The organism is Paenarthrobacter sp. (assembly GCF_031180005.1).
Lineage (GTDB): Bacteria > Actinomycetota > Actinomycetes > Actinomycetales > Micrococcaceae > Arthrobacter.
On the sequence record NZ_JAPSHI010000045.1, the window covers coordinates 1 to 14,520 of the forward strand.

General features: G+C 61.4%; 14 protein-coding genes and 2 pseudogenes. 9 read left to right on the plus strand and 7 right to left on the minus strand.

Annotation, left to right across the window (positions count from 1 at the left end):
* On the plus strand, window positions 1-382 hold a 382-nt coding region (locus RIF72_RS19150), incomplete at its 5' end, for a hypothetical protein (RefSeq protein ID WP_309076386.1).
* A 248-nt stretch (window positions 383-630) separates the two neighbouring features.
* Window positions 631-897, plus strand: a pseudogene (locus RIF72_RS19155) (DUF2382 domain-containing protein); the annotation flags it as partial.
* A gap of 259 nt (window positions 898-1,156) precedes the next feature.
* Here RIF72_RS19155 and RIF72_RS19160 read toward each other — a convergent pair.
* From RIF72_RS19160 to RIF72_RS19175, 4 genes and pseudogenes are all read right to left on the minus strand, one after another.
* Window positions 1,157-2,434, minus strand: coding sequence for a glycosyltransferase (locus tag RIF72_RS19160; protein ID WP_309076387.1), 1,278 nt, complete (start codon window positions 2,432-2,434; stop codon window positions 1,157-1,159).
* Between the two features lie 234 nt (window positions 2,435-2,668).
* Window positions 2,669-2,903, minus strand: a pseudogene (locus tag RIF72_RS19165) (recombinase family protein); the annotation flags it as partial.
* Between the two features lie 60 nt (window positions 2,904-2,963).
* Window positions 2,964-3,275 carry a hypothetical protein gene (locus RIF72_RS19170; protein WP_309076388.1) on the minus strand — a complete coding sequence of 104 codons (312 nt, stop codon included), beginning with the start codon at window positions 3,273-3,275 and terminating at the stop codon, window positions 2,964-2,966.
* Between the two features lie 42 nt (window positions 3,276-3,317).
* A complete protein-coding gene (locus RIF72_RS19175) occupies window positions 3,318-4,481 on the minus strand; it encodes an acyl-CoA dehydrogenase family protein (RefSeq protein WP_309076389.1) in 1,164 nt (387 codons plus the stop codon).
* Window positions 4,482-4,761: 280 nt separating this feature from the next.
* Between RIF72_RS19175 and RIF72_RS19180 the strand changes: the two genes are divergently transcribed.
* The 6 genes from RIF72_RS19180 (at window position 4,762) to RIF72_RS19205 (ending at window position 9,950) form a co-directional block, all read left to right on the plus strand.
* Window positions 4,762-5,319, plus strand: coding sequence for a MaoC family dehydratase (locus tag RIF72_RS19180; RefSeq protein WP_309076390.1), 558 nt, complete (start codon window positions 4,762-4,764; stop codon window positions 5,317-5,319).
* Window positions 5,316-6,185: a CoA ester lyase gene (locus RIF72_RS19185; protein ID WP_309076391.1), complete on the plus strand. Its 870-nt coding sequence runs from the start codon at window positions 5,316-5,318 to the stop codon at window positions 6,183-6,185. Before RIF72_RS19180 ends, RIF72_RS19185 begins: the two co-directional genes overlap by 4 nt.
* On the plus strand, window positions 6,185-7,342 hold the full coding sequence (locus RIF72_RS19190; protein ID WP_309076392.1) for a CaiB/BaiF CoA-transferase family protein: 1,158 nt from the start codon (window positions 6,185-6,187) through the stop codon (window positions 7,340-7,342). The genes RIF72_RS19185 and RIF72_RS19190 overlap by 1 nt, the downstream gene beginning before the upstream one ends.
* 319 nt (window positions 7,343-7,661) lie before the next feature.
* Window positions 7,662-8,171 carry an HtaA domain-containing protein gene (locus tag RIF72_RS19195; protein ID WP_309076393.1) on the plus strand — a complete coding sequence of 170 codons (510 nt, stop codon included), beginning with the start codon at window positions 7,662-7,664 and terminating at the stop codon, window positions 8,169-8,171.
* The gene (locus tag RIF72_RS19200; RefSeq protein ID WP_309076394.1) at window positions 8,171-9,466 is read left to right on the plus strand and encodes an FAD-dependent oxidoreductase; all 1,296 of its coding nucleotides are present in this window, start codon (window positions 8,171-8,173) and stop codon (window positions 9,464-9,466) included. The genes RIF72_RS19195 and RIF72_RS19200 overlap by 1 nt, the downstream gene beginning before the upstream one ends.
* Before the next feature lie 25 nt (window positions 9,467-9,491).
* Window positions 9,492-9,950, plus strand: coding sequence for a flavodoxin domain-containing protein (locus tag RIF72_RS19205; protein ID WP_309076395.1), 459 nt, complete (start codon window positions 9,492-9,494; stop codon window positions 9,948-9,950).
* Between the two features lie 405 nt (window positions 9,951-10,355).
* Here the strand turns inward: RIF72_RS19205 and RIF72_RS19210 are convergent, their stop codons facing one another.
* The gene (locus RIF72_RS19210) at window positions 10,356-11,879 is read right to left on the minus strand and encodes an aldehyde dehydrogenase (protein WP_309076396.1); all 1,524 of its coding nucleotides are present in this window, start codon (window positions 11,877-11,879) and stop codon (window positions 10,356-10,358) included.
* A 64-nt stretch (window positions 11,880-11,943) separates the two neighbouring features.
* Window positions 11,944-13,290, minus strand: coding sequence for a 4-aminobutyrate--2-oxoglutarate transaminase (gene gabT / locus RIF72_RS19215; RefSeq protein ID WP_309076397.1), 1,347 nt, complete (start codon window positions 13,288-13,290; stop codon window positions 11,944-11,946).
* Window positions 13,291-13,460: 170 nt separating this feature from the next.
* Between gabT and RIF72_RS19220 the strand changes: the two genes are divergently transcribed.
* Window positions 13,461-14,123 carry a GntR family transcriptional regulator gene (locus tag RIF72_RS19220; protein WP_309076398.1) on the plus strand — a complete coding sequence of 221 codons (663 nt, stop codon included), beginning with the start codon at window positions 13,461-13,463 and terminating at the stop codon, window positions 14,121-14,123.
* 29 nt (window positions 14,124-14,152) lie between these two features.
* On the opposite strand, the gene RIF72_RS19225 is transcribed toward RIF72_RS19220, so the two are convergent.
* Window positions 14,153-14,520 (minus strand): aldehyde dehydrogenase family protein (locus RIF72_RS19225; protein WP_309076399.1); only part of this gene is annotated, 368 nt, incomplete at its 5' end.

The following is a 14,520-nucleotide window of genomic DNA, read 5'->3' on the forward strand; positions in this document are numbered from 1 at the left end:
ACGACCTCGATCCTCCCGCGGGGGATCACGGTGCTGGGGGAAGGCCGCAGCAGCCGCCCTCGCCGTGAACACTACCGACGGTTCGGTGACGTATAGCGTTGCCTTCGCCCTGGTGCGGGCCGAGGATGGCGGATCGGTGGACACCAGGAATGAGGCCTACGCCTTCCCCGGCTGCAGCGGTTGCGCGCGGTGGCCCGTGGGCTTTCAGGTCGGCAGCTTGGCCGGCTCAATGCCTGTGGGTCGAGATCAACCGCCCCGGCTACCCAGCCCGCAGCGGGTACCTGCCGCCGTCGTACACTCCCATTTAGACGCCGGCGCCAACAGCGGATACCGGGGACGCGGCCTCCGCGACGGAGCCAGCACCCACCGCAACCCCAGCTAGGAGCGCTCATGCCATGACGTACGGAGGCTCTGGGCATATCCCCCCGCCGCCACAAGCCCCGTCGGTGGATAACCTCTAAAAAGCGTCTTCGGCGGCCGCGCCTCTACATCACACTTTTTCCGTCCGCATGTAAGCGGTGGTCCGCCCCCCAAACGCGGTGCGGACCACCGACCGCGATCGTAGATCCCTTCCAGGCCGTTACGACGACGGTAGTGAGAGCGTATAGATGTGATGTGAACAACAGGTAAAGGTCGGCGGAGTCACTCGGCACCGGAAAGAAGGCTACCGGGCGGGCGCGGCTGCGCAAGTACGTGCTCACCGGGAACGTCACCAAAACCGTCCCGGTCCAGCAAGAGGTCATCCTCCACGAAGAATGCCCCGTCGTGGAAAAGGAAACCGTCCCGGTCGAGCGCGTCCGCCTGGATAAGGAAACCGTGACTGACGAGCACACCGTCACCGAGGAAGTGCGCAAGGAAAACATCGAGCTCGACGACGACGGCCGCACCAACCGCTAAGCCCCGGCTGCGGGTCAGTGTCGCCCGTAATCCGAATCAACCAGAAGTGGTCCGTCTCCTTTGAAGGACGTGCCACTGGCGTGTCTTGACGCCCGCAGCACCTGAGGTCTTCAGACCAAAGGCCCTGATGAGGGCATCACACTCCGCAGCTCCAGACGAATAAGCGTGCTACAAGTCTGCCCAGCCTCATCTGGAAGTCTGTGAATTTACCCCGCCGCTGGATGTGCCGGGGAGTTGTCGTACCCACACCGCCGCTGGTTTATTCATGGGCGGAAGTAACACCAGTGATTCGCTCCAGGGCGAGCACACCGGCGGCGAGGCCATTTTCGGCGCGGATTGCGGTGCCCACCTCATCGGCACGGGAGGCGTAAGAGTCGGTGTGGACGAGGTCACCTAGACGGTCGGTCAGGCCTGTGCCGAGATGCTTGGCCCGGAGCGGGGCGGGTCCGACGCCGAGCGCATGGACCCGGGCGCCCCAGAATGGCTGGTCCCCGAGGAACGGTACGACCAGCGTCGGTCGGCCCGCCCGTATGCCGGCTGCCGTCGAGCCCGCACCACCGTGGTGCACGACTGCAGCGACACGCGGGAAAAGCCAGTCGTGGGGCACGCCCTCCAGGACCAGGACATCGTCGGTGCCAGTCTCGCCCCGCGCGATACCACCCCACCCCGTCGCGACGATTCCGCGTAGACCATGAACCCGCAGAGCGGCCAGGACGGCGTCCCGGCGCTCGTTCGCTCCCTTGCCGAAGCCCATTGAGCCGAACCCAACGTAGACCGGGGGCTCGCCCGCCGCGAGGAAGTCCACCAGTTGCGAGGGCGGATCCCAGCCGTCGTCGCTGTGATCCAAAAACCAGTAGCCCGTGACGTGGGCTGAAGGCGGGTAGTCACCGGGGATAGGCACAACGTGCCTGCTGTATGGGTACAGGACGTGGACCGGACTGCCGTCCGGGTTCCTGAGCGGATCGGCGAGGCGGCGGACGGGACTCAGGCCGACCCCGCACCGGAAGTCGTTGATCATGCCGCCGTATATGGCCCCACTCATCCGGCGGAACGCGTAGGAGGCGCGGTTTCCCAAGGCCCCGAAGGAGGCGCCCCCGAGGAACGGCATGGCGTGTGCACGCGTAGGGGTAAAGAACGGCAACGGGAGGGAAAGCACACCGGGCACCCCGAGTGCTTCGGCGATGTGCGGCCCGGCAAGACATTTGGGGTGATATACGACGACGTCCGGACGTGCCACCTGCGCTGCAGCCCAGCATTCCGCGTTGAGCTCGCGCATCGCGGACGTCATGATCCCCAGTGTTCGCAATGCATCCCGGGGACCGCTTGAACCGGGCATGACCTCCTGAACAAGGCGCAGCATTGTGGAACCGGCGGGATAGTGCAGGATGGTCCCGGGGCCGGCGTGTGGCATCAGATTTTCGAACCCCTCAGGCACAGCGAGGGTGACGTCGTGCCCGGCGCGGGCAAGCGCACCGGCGAGGGCGGCATAGGGCTGAATGTCGCCGCGGGTTCCGAACGACATGATTAAGACATGCATGCCAGGCTCCTCTGGACGGGCTCACTGGCCGCCCAGAGGCGGGGCGGCATCGCCGCCGACCAGGCTTCCCGGCACACCATCTGGGATGTTACACCTTCAATTGCTATGAGGTAATCCACAGCTCGCGGTGTTCTTCCTTGAAAGGTTCAAGGGACTGACCACTGGTTTTACTACTTCCTTCTTGTATAACGGAGGAGCACATTGTTGGAGTTCTGAAACCGTCGGCTATCAGCATTGGACCAGAGCGCGCAGGTCATCAAGGTTGCGGGCCAACCGGTCCATTGCTGTGCACCGGCACGGTGTCTCTATCGCGGGTGAACCGCAGAATTCCCGTGTGCTCTGGCCTGGCCGTGTTCCGGTCCGGGGCCTTATCCGCTAAGACCCGCTCCAGAACGTGGCCTTCGAGCGGGCGCTTCTCATACTGGTCCAGTGTGCTCACCCGCACGTAGCCAATCCGCTGCCCGCTCAAGTGCCTCCAATCCTCATCCTGTATGGGAAGCGTTAGGGGGTTGCAGGTGGCCGGCTTGTTCTACATGGATTCAGCCGGGGAAGCGGACGCGTCTACCAGCCTGATCAATCGTTTCAGAGCGGAAGCTTCGATGAGGGAGGGGTCGAACTCCACAAGAAGCGAGTCGTTAGTCGCGATCAGACGGCCGCGGCCGGGTACGTCGTACCTGCCTAGCATTTCTGCCAAGGCTTGTACGCGTTTCCGGACCGCGATCTTGTCTGCGCCGCTGGCGATCGCACGCACGGCAGCCTGGCCGACGTTCACGACGGTGAAAGTTGGCGAGAAGTGGATCATGGTCTGCTCCAGAGCTAGCGAGCGTACGTTTCGCGCCATTTCTTGTCTCCTTGCGTGGGCTCGTGACAAAGGCCTGTTTCCTTAGTACGACCGGGGGAGGCCCAGGACCTTGGTAGCGACGAACGACTTGATCATGTTGTTGTTTACCGGTGCGACCTGGAACATGCGGGTTTCCCGGAATTTGCGTTCGACGTCGTATTCATCCACGAAGCCGTAGCCCCCGTGTGTGTCCAGGCATGCGTTTGCTGCAGCCCAGCTGGCTTCCGAGGCCAGGTGTTTTGCCATATTGGCTTCTGCTCCGCAGGGCTGGCCGGCGTCGAACAGCCGTGCAGCTTCATATCGCATCATGTCTGCGGCCCTGACCTTCATGTAGGCGTCGGTGATGGGGAATTGCACGCCTTGGTTGGCGCCGATCTGACGGCCGAACACGCTTCGGTTGTTGGCGTATTCGACGGCCCGAGTGGTGAACCAGTACCCGTCGCCAATAGCTTCGGAGGCCAGCAGAATCCGCTCTGCGTTCCATCCGTCGATGACGTAGCGGAAGCCCTTGCCGACTTCACCTATGACGGCAGACTCGGGTACGCGCATGCCTTTGTAGAAGATCTGGTTGGTGGCGTAGTTGAACATGGTGCGGACCTTGACGACTTCCAAAGTATCCGGTTGTTCAGCGCGTACTTGGCGCAGGTCCACCAGGAAGAGCGTCAGGCCGTGTGTCCGGTCCTCGTCACCCTTCTTCGACGTTCGTGCAAGGACGAATGCGAGGTCCGATTCGTCGATTCGGCTGGTCCAGCTCTTGTGGCCGGTGATGACGTAGTCGTCCCCGTCCTTGACCGCGGCCGTTTCGATACTCGTCGTGTCGGAGCCGGCAGCATCCTCTGTTATGGAAAATGCCTGCAGGCGAAGGTCACCGGAAGCGATTGCCGGAAGGTATGCGATCTTCTGGTCTTCGTTTCCATGGCGAAGCAGCGCGCCCATGGTGTACATCTGGGCGTGGCAAGCTGCGGAATGACCGCCGGACTTGTTGATTTCCTCCATGATCACGCTTGCTTCTGTGAGGCCCACGCCCATGCCGCCGTATGTGGTGGGGATCAGCGCCGCAAGGAGTCCTTCCTTGGTCAACCTGTCCACAAATTCCTGCGGGTAGCGGCGGTTGCGATCAGTTTCCCGCCAGTAGGTGTCCGGAAACAGGGCACAGAGAGTACGGGTCTTTACCCTGAGCTCGTCAACAGAAGTATGAACAGTCACTGGATGCTCCTCAGTATTTGGCTAGGCGTCATCGGAAGCCATTAAGGGAATTACATATTTTTCAAGCAAAGGGGTTGGTCATTTTGTCCCGACCACTTGCTTAGCCCTCTTTGCGAGCCCTCAGCGGGCTTGCCGGTCGGACCTAGCAATATATAAGTCCCGCGTCTCCGCGAGCTTGGCAGTACGCAAATTCGGTATGCCCTGCGACAAACAGTTGTCGCGTCGACTCCCAGGAACTAATATACGGTATACGGTATCCGCAAAGGAAGAGGGACTAACGATGACGTCAGAACTTACTACGGGCCAGGCCCGGGTAGTGCCGGGATGGACCGGCCGCCTGTTTGAGGATTTTGCGGTGGGCGACATCTACTACCACCCATTTGGCAAGACGGTCACGGAGGCCGACAACCAGAACTTCACCTTGATAACGCAGAACGTCGCCAAGACCCACGTGGACCGCAACTTCGCTGCTGGTACTGAGTTCGGCCGCCCGCTGGTCAATTCGACGTTCACCCTGGCATTGGTCACAGGCCAGTCCACCATCGACCTGTCCATGAACGTCTTTGCAAACATGGGATGGGATGAAGTGCGGATGCCCAACCCCGTTTACGAAGGCGATACCATCTATTCCCGTTCCAAGGTCCTTGCCCTCCGTGAGTCCAAGTCCCGCTCAAATCTTGGCCTCGTAACTGTGGCCACCGAGGGATTCAACCAGGACGCCAAAATCGTGATCAGCTACCGGAGGACCTTTATGGTTTACCGCAACGGCCACTTGCCGAGCGTTGAGTCGGCCAGGCCAGACGAATCAACACTGCCGGATCACGGTGATTTCCAGTGACCGGTCCCGGTAACGTGCTGTTGGGAACTCAGGGGCGGGAGCTGGTTGCTGCGGCGGTGACGGCGTTGTTCGTGCCCGGCGACCGGCCCGAACGCTTCGCCAAGGCTGCAGCCTCTGGTGCCGGCGTCGTCATAGTCGATCTCGAGGACGCTGTGGCATCGGCGCACAAAACAAAGGCGTTGGCTGCTGCTGTCGATTACCTGAGCCGCGCTGACCTGCGTGCATTGGTCAGGATAAATCCGCTTGGAACGGAGAGCAGCAAGGCCGAAATTGTTGCTCTTCTGGACGTTGCGCAGCAGGCCACGCATGGCCTGCTCGGGCTCGTTGTCCCCAAAGCCGAGGACATCATGGCCCTGAGAAACCTCGCCACTCGGTGTGAAATGCTCGATCTGGCCGTCGTGCCTCTGATCGAAAGCGCTGTTGGCGTGCTTGGGGCCGTGGACATCGCCGGTATATCCGGTGTCACCCGCCTGTCCTTTGGTGCCATTGACTACGCCCTGGACATCGATGCCGGAAGCGATGACAGGTTTCTGGATTACGCCCGGAGCGCCCTGGTGGTGTCATCACGCGCGGCCGGAATACCGGCGCCCCTGGATTCGCCCGCCGTCCATATCAAGGAGACTGACAAGGTCCAGACATCGGCAAAGCTTGCACGAGGTTTCGGGTTCGGCGGCAAGCTGTGCATCCATCCCTCCCAGGTCCCTGTCGTCGAACAATCCTTCCGTCCCGGTCCTGACGAGATCCAGTGGGCTCGGTCTGTAGTTTCAGCTGCCGGCGGGGCCAGCCAGATCGAGGGACGCATGATTGACCGCCCTGTCATTGAACGGGCGCAACGCGTTCTCGCCCGAGTTGAAAGGGAGAAGTAATGAGCCGTTTACCTCTTGAAGGAATCACGGTTGTCTCACTTGAACAGGCCGTCGCCGCCCCTTTCGCCACCCGGCAGCTCGCCGATCTGGGGGCCAGGGTCATTAAGGTCGAGCGGGACACGGGAGATTTCGCGCGCGGTTATGACAGCAAAGTCAACGGCATGGCAAGCTACTTCGTATGGCTGAACCGGGGTAAGGAGAGCATCGTCCTCGATCTCAAATCCGCCCATGGTCTCGAAGCCCTCAAGCAGCTTGTGGCCAAGGCAGATGTCTTGGTCCAAAACCTCGCCCCGGGTGCGGTGGAACGGTTGGGTTTTGGTCCGGATGACGCCCTGGCGCTCAATCCGAAGCTTATCCACGTCTCCGTTTCCGGGTACGGGAAGGGCGGCCCGTATGAGCAAAAGAAGGCCTACGACCTCCTTGTCCAGTGCGAATCGGGGCTCATGAGCGTTACCGGTACAGAAGACTCTCCGGCCAAGGTGGGTGTTTCAATTGCCGACATCTGCGCTGGCATGTACGCCTATTCAGGAGTGCTCACCTCGTTGCTGCAAAGGGCCTCGACCGGCAAGGGCGACGTGCTGGAGATTTCCATGCTGGAAGCCCTGGGGGAGTGGGTGAGCCAGCCCTATTTCTTTGCCGAATACGGAGGGGCTCCGCCTGCACGAAGCGGAGCCCAGCACGCCAGCATCGCCCCTTACGGGCCATTCACTACCGCCGACGGGACCGTCTTTTTCGGCATCCAGAATGAGCGCGAGTGGGAAAAGTTCTGCCGGGAAGTTCTGCAGCAACCAGAACTGGCCGGCGAGTCACGATTCCTGGGCAACGACGCCAGGGTTCACAACCGTGATGATCTCCACAGCGAAATCAATAATGTTCTGCGGTCTCTTCCCACTGGCCTGGCCGTTGAACGGCTCGACGCGGCGTCCATAGCCAATGCTGAACTGCGCGACATGCAAGGGTTCTCCGCACACCCGCAGTTGTCCGCGAGGAACCGGTGGCGTGACGTGCAGTCTTCTGCCGGGAACGTCCGCAGCCTCATCCCGCCGGTCACCTCCAGGGAGGCAGGCTTCTCCATGGGACCAGTACCTGAGTTGGGGGAGCACACCGAGCAAGTCCTTGCCGAGCTGGGACTGCCGCTCACTGCTGCTAACCGCTGATTCCCATTGCCGCCGGGTCCGCAAGGCGCCCGGCGGCAATACTTTATTCGATGTCTTGTCCGGTGAGTGATGCCACCTGAAACCCAGACGCGGCAACACAGGCTGCGTCCCGCGGCGTTCTTACCGTCGATCCCAGATGGGGGACGGCAACCGGGCCCGAAACCGTGAAGGGCGTCGCCAACGCCTGCAAGACAACGGGCCGCTGCCACCAACTCGCAAACAGCCGTCAGTGGAACAACTAATGACCAGCGAAAGCCTTGTCCGTGTTCCGTATACGGTATACGCTTAGTGCAACGCAGCTGATCCTGAAGGAGATGACGTGAAGAAGCTTAGGCGAGCCCCCGCCGGTACCCACTCTTTGCAATGGCGCATTGATCCGGCCTTTGATGATTACGTCCGCAACCGCACTGGTGATGGCACAGTCACGCTTTCGGCGGGTGCTACACGTGATGACGATGGCTACTACCATTTCCCCCGGACCGTCGCTTTGGGGGATCACGAAACCCTGCGCTTCGGCGGGTCAGTCGAATTCCGTGCCTATTTGGGCGTTCTTTCACTTCGCATTGCCGAACCTAGCCTGCATGTGGCCGACGGCGTGGTCCACCTGTACATCGCGGACGACTCCTCCCCCGCAGGGACTCGGCTGGAGCTCGCAACGGCAAATATTGAGCCAGGGGCCACCGGCAGCATGCTGCTGGACCTTCGCCTGACAGAGCGCGGCGCTGAGTTGTTCCTCGGCAAGTATCCTGCCGGCACTTCCCTGGCACCTTTAGACATTGTCCTTGGTGCCCCTGCTGCCAGAGCATTGTCCGTCGAAGGAGCTTTCTGATGGATGCGCCTCTGTCCATCGCCGTTATCGGAAGCGGACCTTCCGGTTGCTACCTTGCCCAAAGCCTGCGACGGTCATTTCCAGAGTCGGAGATCACTATCTACGACCGGCTTGCCTCCCCATTCGGTCTGGTCCGCTACGGCGTCGCCCCTGACCACCAGAGCACCAAATCGATTCAGGCACAGTTTGCCCGGTTGTTTGAACGCGACGATGTCCGCTTCGCGGGCAACATTGAGGTCGGTGCCGACGTATCCCTGGATGAACTGCGCAGCATCCACCACATCGTCGTGTTGGCTGCAGGCCTTGCGGAGGACCGGACCGTCGGAGTGCCGGGAGAGGACCTGCCGGAGGTTTATCGCGCCGGCCGCATCACGAGGCTCTTCAACGCCCACCCGCTGGAGCAGACTGAGGTGCCGAAGTTCGGCAAATCCGTGGCAATTATCGGCGGCGGCAACGTGTCCATCGACATCCTGCGCCTGCTCATCAAGCAGCCCGAGGACTTCCTCAACAGTGACATCGATGACGACGTGCTGGCTGCATACGTCCAGGCACCTGTGAGGCACATCGACCTCATCTGCCGGTCGAACGTCACGAACGCTCCCTCTGATCCCGTCATGCTCGCTGAGCTTGGACGCGTAAAGGGCGTGAAATTCTCGTGTGCAGACCTGATTGAAGTAGCAGAGGACGCTCCGCGTACCGCCGTTGCAAGGGCCAAGGCCATCGGGGAGCTTCTCCAAATCGACCCGGGAACCGAGACACGTGTCGAGGTGGCTTTGCACTTCGGTTGGGCGCCAGTGAGCATTAGCGGGGACGGGCACGTCCAGAATGTGGCACTGCGATCCGTCAGTAATGACCGGCCGAACATGCTTCTTGATGCAGATTCCGTTGTAACAGCCATTGGGTTCGATTTCGATGCTGGCAACTGGCACGGACTAGGTGCCCTGAAGGCCAATTTTGAAAGCGGGGTGCTGGATTACGGGCTGTACCGCACAGGCTGGATTAAGCGCGGCTCCCGTGGAACCATCGCCGAGAACAGGTCCTGCGCAAAGGCCGTGGCGGAAGAGATCGTCACAGCCGTCGATTCCGTGCAGCAACAACCGAAGCCGGGATACGCCGGCCTGCCGGAAGAGGTCCGCGCCAAGGCTGTTGACTATTCGGCTTGGAAGCGGGTGGATTCCGCCGAGACAGGTGCCGCCTCAGCGGATCGGTCCCGCCGAAAGTTCCCCAGCCATGAACAGATGGTTGCAATCGCACATAACAAACTCGCTCAAACGGCCGCCCCCGGCACAAACTAACTCAGGCATAAAACAGGAGAAAACGATGAAGATCCAAGTTCTTTTCGGGACGGAATCCGGCAACGCAGAGATTGCAGCTGAAGACCTCGCTGACTCGATGAGGAACGACAGCCAGGAAGTCCACGTGCACGACCTGTCGGCGTTCTCAATCTCTGAACTGCAGCATGACACGATGTACGTCTTTCTCTGCTCCACCTACGGTGAAGGAGAACTACCCAACACGGCACTGCCGTTCTACGCAGACCTTTCCGTCGTCCGCCCCGACCTAACCGGCGTGCGATACGCCATGTTCGGCCTTGGCGATACGTTCTACACCGAAACCTATGGACAGGGCGCTACGAAGCTCGACGATAAGCTCTCGGAACTGGGGGCCGAGCGGGTAGGGGAAATCGGCCGCTACGACGCCTCGTCCTGGGAGCCGGTGGGCGAAGCAGCTGTAGCTTGGTTCGCCGGCGTGCTCGATGAGGTCGCCGCTGCCCGCTAGATGGAACTCCCGTGATGACCCGGACCCGACGACATTGTCAGTCCGGGTCATTGCTGTTTTCAGCCGCGTCATCCATCGGCCACAATCACAAAATACAGGCTCAGGGCAGCAGGGTGGACAGTACCTTCCCCCTAATGCACTAACACTTGCAGAACCGGCCTTGTTAAGCCCCGGCACGAGCTTGGCCTGACTTTATCCGGCCCCTTTTCTGGTTCATCGGTGGCAGTGGACCCGCTCTTGCCCGGCCCTGATACCGCCGTGGATGCGAACCCGCGGCAGCGGCAGCGCTCCACCAAACGAGGTCCGGCCACACACGTAGCAGGCGCCGTGGCGGTACCTCACGGGGGATCTTGGGCAACAGAAAGGTCCCCGGGGGAGGACTCCCGGGGACCTTTCTGCTTCGGCCTATTTGATGATGAACGGGTTTGACGTGTCCGGCGCTGTGGAGATCCAGACGGACTTGACCTGGAGGTATTCCTTGATGGCGTCGATTCCGCTTTCCCTGCCTAGGCCGCTGCGCTTGTATCCCCCAAAGGGCGACGTGAAGCTGACAGCGCGGTAGGTGTTGACCCATACTGTGCCGGCCTGCAGGTTCTCCGAGAGCCGGATGGCCCTGCCGATGTCACGTGTCCAAACTCCGGCGGCCAGGCCGTAATTGATGTCATTGGCGATGGCCAGGGCGTCGTCTTCGTCCTCGAACGGGATAACGGCCAGCACGGGGCCGAAGACTTCTTCCTGTGCAATGCGCATCTCGTTGCGGACGTTGGTAAATATCGTCGGCTGGACAAACTGCCCGCCGGACGCGCCTTCCCCGGTGTAGGCGGCGCCTCCGAGGACGCACTTCGCCCCCTCGCGCTGGGCAATATCGATGTAGTCGAGCACCTTTTCGAACTGCGGCCGGGTGGTTACCGGTCCAACATGCGTGTCAGGCAACATCGGGTCCCCGATTTTGGCTTGTTCGGCCAGCGCCACAACCCGCTGGACGAACTCGTCGTGAATGGAGCGCTGGACCAGCAGGCGTGAGCCGGCGATGCAGGTCTGGCCGGTCGCGGCGAAGATCCCGGAAATGACACCGGTGGCCGCGGCGTCCAGGTCTGCGTCTTCGAAAACGATGTTCGGGGACTTGCCGCCCAATTCGAGGGAGACGTGCTTGAACTGGCTCGCGGCGTTCTCGTAGATCTTTTGCCCGGCCATCTCGGAACCTGTGAAAGCCACCTTGGCGATGTCCGGGTGGCTGACGAGCGGGGCGCCCACCTCCTGTCCGAAACCGGTGACGGTGTTGACGACGCCCGGCGGGAACCCTGCCTGCTCAAAGAGCTTCATGAATTCCAGGGTCGAGGCCGAGGTGAACTCTGAGGGCTTGATGACGACGGTGTTGCCTGCCGCCAGAGCTGCCGGCAGTTTCCATGCCAGCAGGAGCAGGGGGGAGTTCCAGGGCGTGATCATAGCGATCGGGCCGAGTGGCTCCAACCGGGTGTAGTTGAGGATGTTCGGCTTGTCGCTGGGGATGACGGCACCCTCGATCTTGTCTGCCAGCCCACCGTAATAGCGGTACCACCCGGCCATGTACCGGGTCTGGGCGGACATTTCGGCGTAGAGCTTGCCGTTGTCACGGACCTCAATCCGGGCAAGGTGTGCGCTGTTGGCCTCGATGAGATCGGCAAGATCCATGAGAAGCTTCCCGCGGTATTGGGGCTTGGTCCTGCCCCAGCTCTTGAAAGCCTCTGTAGCGGCAGCTACCGCACGGGAGACGTCGGCAGGGCCACCGTGGGCGATTCTGGCCCAAACTTCTCCAGTGTACGGATTGACGGTATCGAAGTACCCGCCGCCCTCCGGCGGCGCAAAGGTCCCGCCGATGTAATGGTCGTAGTGCGTCAGGCCCTTGCGGTCCTCCAGTCGGGTGACCAGATCACTGCTTTGTGCTGTCATCGCTGTTTCATCCTTTGCTGAGCGGCATGACCAGCCTGTGGCGTCCGCTGATTATTGGGGTAATTCATGAAAGGGCCAATCCCTCCACGACGACTCCAATTCCTTCCTCAAGCAGCTGGTCCTCGATGGACAGCGGGGGAAGGAACCGGATGACATTGCCGTAGGTACCGCAGGCAAGAAGGATGACTCCGTTTTCGTGGGCGTGCTTCACGACACGTGTAGTCAGTGCCGGATCCGGGTTCAGGGTTTCCGGATCGACGAGCTCGATGGCGAACATCGCACCGCGTCCGCGCACCTGGCCGATGCGGGGATCTGCTTCCTGCAGGTCGGTGAAGCGGCGGGTGAGGATGGTCCCGATCTGCTGTGCGCGGTCGAGGAGTCCGTCCTCCTCATAGGCTTCCATGGCAGCGAGGGCTGCGGCGCAGGCGATGGGGTTGCCGCTGTAGGTGCCTCCAAGGCCGCCAACCTGGGCGGCGTCCATCAGTTCAGCCCGTCCCGTAAGTGCCGAAAGGGGCAGTCCGCCGGCGATGCCCTTGGCCATGGTGATGAGATCGGGGGCGACTCCTTCGTGGTCAACGGCGAACCATTTCCCTGTTCGGGCGAAGCCGGACTGAATCTCGTCTGCGATGAACACAATGCCGTTGCGGTCTGTCCATTCCTTCAGGGTCGACAGGAAGCCTTCTGCGGGAACGATGAAGCCGCCCTCGCCCTGGATCGGCTCGATGATGATGCCGGCTACTGATTCGGCCCCGAGCTCGTTTTCGATCTGTTCAATCGTCTGGCGGGCAGCTTCGGGTCCGGTGAGGCCGCCGTCACGGTAAGGGTAGGAGCCGGGAACCCGGTAGATTTCCGGGGCAAACGGGCCGAAACCCTGCTTGTAGGGCGCGCTCTTTGCGGTGAGGGCCATGGCGAGGTTTGTGCGGCCATGGAAGGAGTGCTCGAAGGCTACGATGGCCTGGCGGCCAGTGGCGCGCCGGGCCACCTTGACAGCGTTCTCCACGGCCTCCGAACCTGAATTGAAGAGGGCGGTGCGCTTGGTGAAGTCCCCTGGCGTGATCTCGTTCAGTTTCTCCGCCACGGCAATGTAGCTTTCGTAGGGCACCACGGTGAAGGCCGTGTGCGTAAATCGATCCAGCTGCTCACGAACCGCGTTAACCACACGGGGATTGGAATTGCCGACGCTGGTGACGGCGATACCTGAGCCCAAGTCAATGAACGAGTTGCCGTCCACGTCCACGAGCGTTCCGCCGCCTGCTGCATCAGCAATGATCGGCAGGGTATGGCCAACGGACCGGGCGACTGCAGCCGCCTTGCGTTCAAGAATCTCGCGTGAGCGGGGGCCCGGTATATCAGTGACGAGCCTGCGCTCCTGGATGAGCTCAGGGCCGCCGACGGTGATCTGTGCGGTCATGGGGCCGCCTCCTTCGTGAGTTTGGTCTTCCTGGGTGGTTCGACGCTTCTTCGGTCCGACCCGGATAAGAGAAGGGGATTTCAGATGAGTGAATAAGGTATACCGTATACGCAAATACGATGTAAGCCAATAGCCGGTAGGCTGGGAAAAACAGAAAGTGGCGGGAGACCATGAAGAAGATTGAGTTTGCTCGGGAGACGCTTGCTGATGCCGCGTATGCGCAGATTGCCGAGGGCATCCTGACTCATGATCTGGGTCCCGGTGCCAGGCTGCTGATGGATGACCTAGCAGCGCAAATGGGCATCAGCCGGACACCTGTCCGTGAGGCGTTGCATCGTCTTGAAATGGAGCGCGTGATCGAACCCAGCGGTCGTCGTGGCTACATTGTTCGTAAGCTCACTGATGTTGAGCTGGATAAGCAGTATGCTGCCCGGGGAGCCATTGAGCCGTTCGCTCTTGCGGAGGTTGCACGCCTGGGCGGCGCGGCCGCGCAGTACGTGAGGTCCACATACGAGGAGCTGGTATCGGCCCCGCAGACCACCGCCATGGAGGTCTTCCTGGTCAACAAGGCCGTTCACCGCTGCACGGTGGAGGCTCTGGACAACGAGTACCTCCTGAGCATGTTCGATGTCATCTGGCAGACGGCCATGGCCACGAGTGTGTGGGCCGATATCCTGGAAAGCCGCACTGCCGTTGACTTTCCCGAGATGCACCGCCCCATTGTGGAGGCTGCGGAGTCCGGGGACCCCGAGCTGGCGCGCAAGGTCGCCTTCGAGCACATCCATGCCGGCCGCGGACTCCATGCGGGCCACGGTGAACAGCCCGCTTCCTAGCGGGAGCGGGCTGTACCGGACCGCGTGGTTCAGGCAGACATGTCGATCATGACTGCCTTGGACCGGGTGTAGGACAGTACGCTCTCGCGGCCCAGTTCCCGGCTGTTGCCGGACTTGCTGTAGCCCCCGAAGCTCTGGGCGGGATCGAGCCGGCCGTGCGTATTCACCCACACCGTTCCGGCCCTAAGTGCCTTGCTCATGCGCAGGGCTCTGGCCACGTCGCGGGTCCATACCGCTGCCGCGAGGTCGTACGCTGAATCGTTCGCGAGTCTGATGGCTTCCTCTTCTGTGCGGAAGCGAAGCACGGAAAGTACCGGTCCGAAAACCTCTTCCTGGGCGATGCGCATGTCATTGCGGACGTCAGTGAAGATGGTCGGTTCGACGAAGTATCCTGCCT

Bases quoted from the DNA above. Each gene is read 5' to 3' on its own strand.
- RIF72_RS19160 (WP_309076387.1), bottom strand. From the start codon at position 2,434: ATGCATGTCTTAATCATGTCGTTCGGAACCCGCGGCGACATTCAGCCC.
- RIF72_RS19170 (WP_309076388.1), bottom strand. From the start codon at position 3,275: ATGGCGCGAAACGTACGCTCGCTAGCTCTGGAGCAGACCATGATCCAC.
- RIF72_RS19180 (WP_309076390.1), top strand. From the start codon at position 4,762: ATGACGTCAGAACTTACTACGGGCCAGGCCCGGGTAGTGCCGGGATGG.
- RIF72_RS19190 (WP_309076392.1), top strand. From the start codon at position 6,185: ATGAGCCGTTTACCTCTTGAAGGAATCACGGTTGTCTCACTTGAACAG.
- RIF72_RS19200 (WP_309076394.1), top strand. From the start codon at position 8,171: ATGGATGCGCCTCTGTCCATCGCCGTTATCGGAAGCGGACCTTCCGGT.
- RIF72_RS19205 (WP_309076395.1), top strand. From the start codon at position 9,492: ATGAAGATCCAAGTTCTTTTCGGGACGGAATCCGGCAACGCAGAGATT.
- RIF72_RS19210 (WP_309076396.1), bottom strand. From the start codon at position 11,879: ATGACAGCACAAAGCAGTGATCTGGTCACCCGACTGGAGGACCGCAAG.
- gabT (WP_309076397.1), bottom strand. From the start codon at position 13,290: ATGACCGCACAGATCACCGTCGGCGGCCCTGAGCTCATCCAGGAGCGC.
- RIF72_RS19220 (WP_309076398.1), top strand. From the start codon at position 13,461: ATGAAGAAGATTGAGTTTGCTCGGGAGACGCTTGCTGATGCCGCGTAT.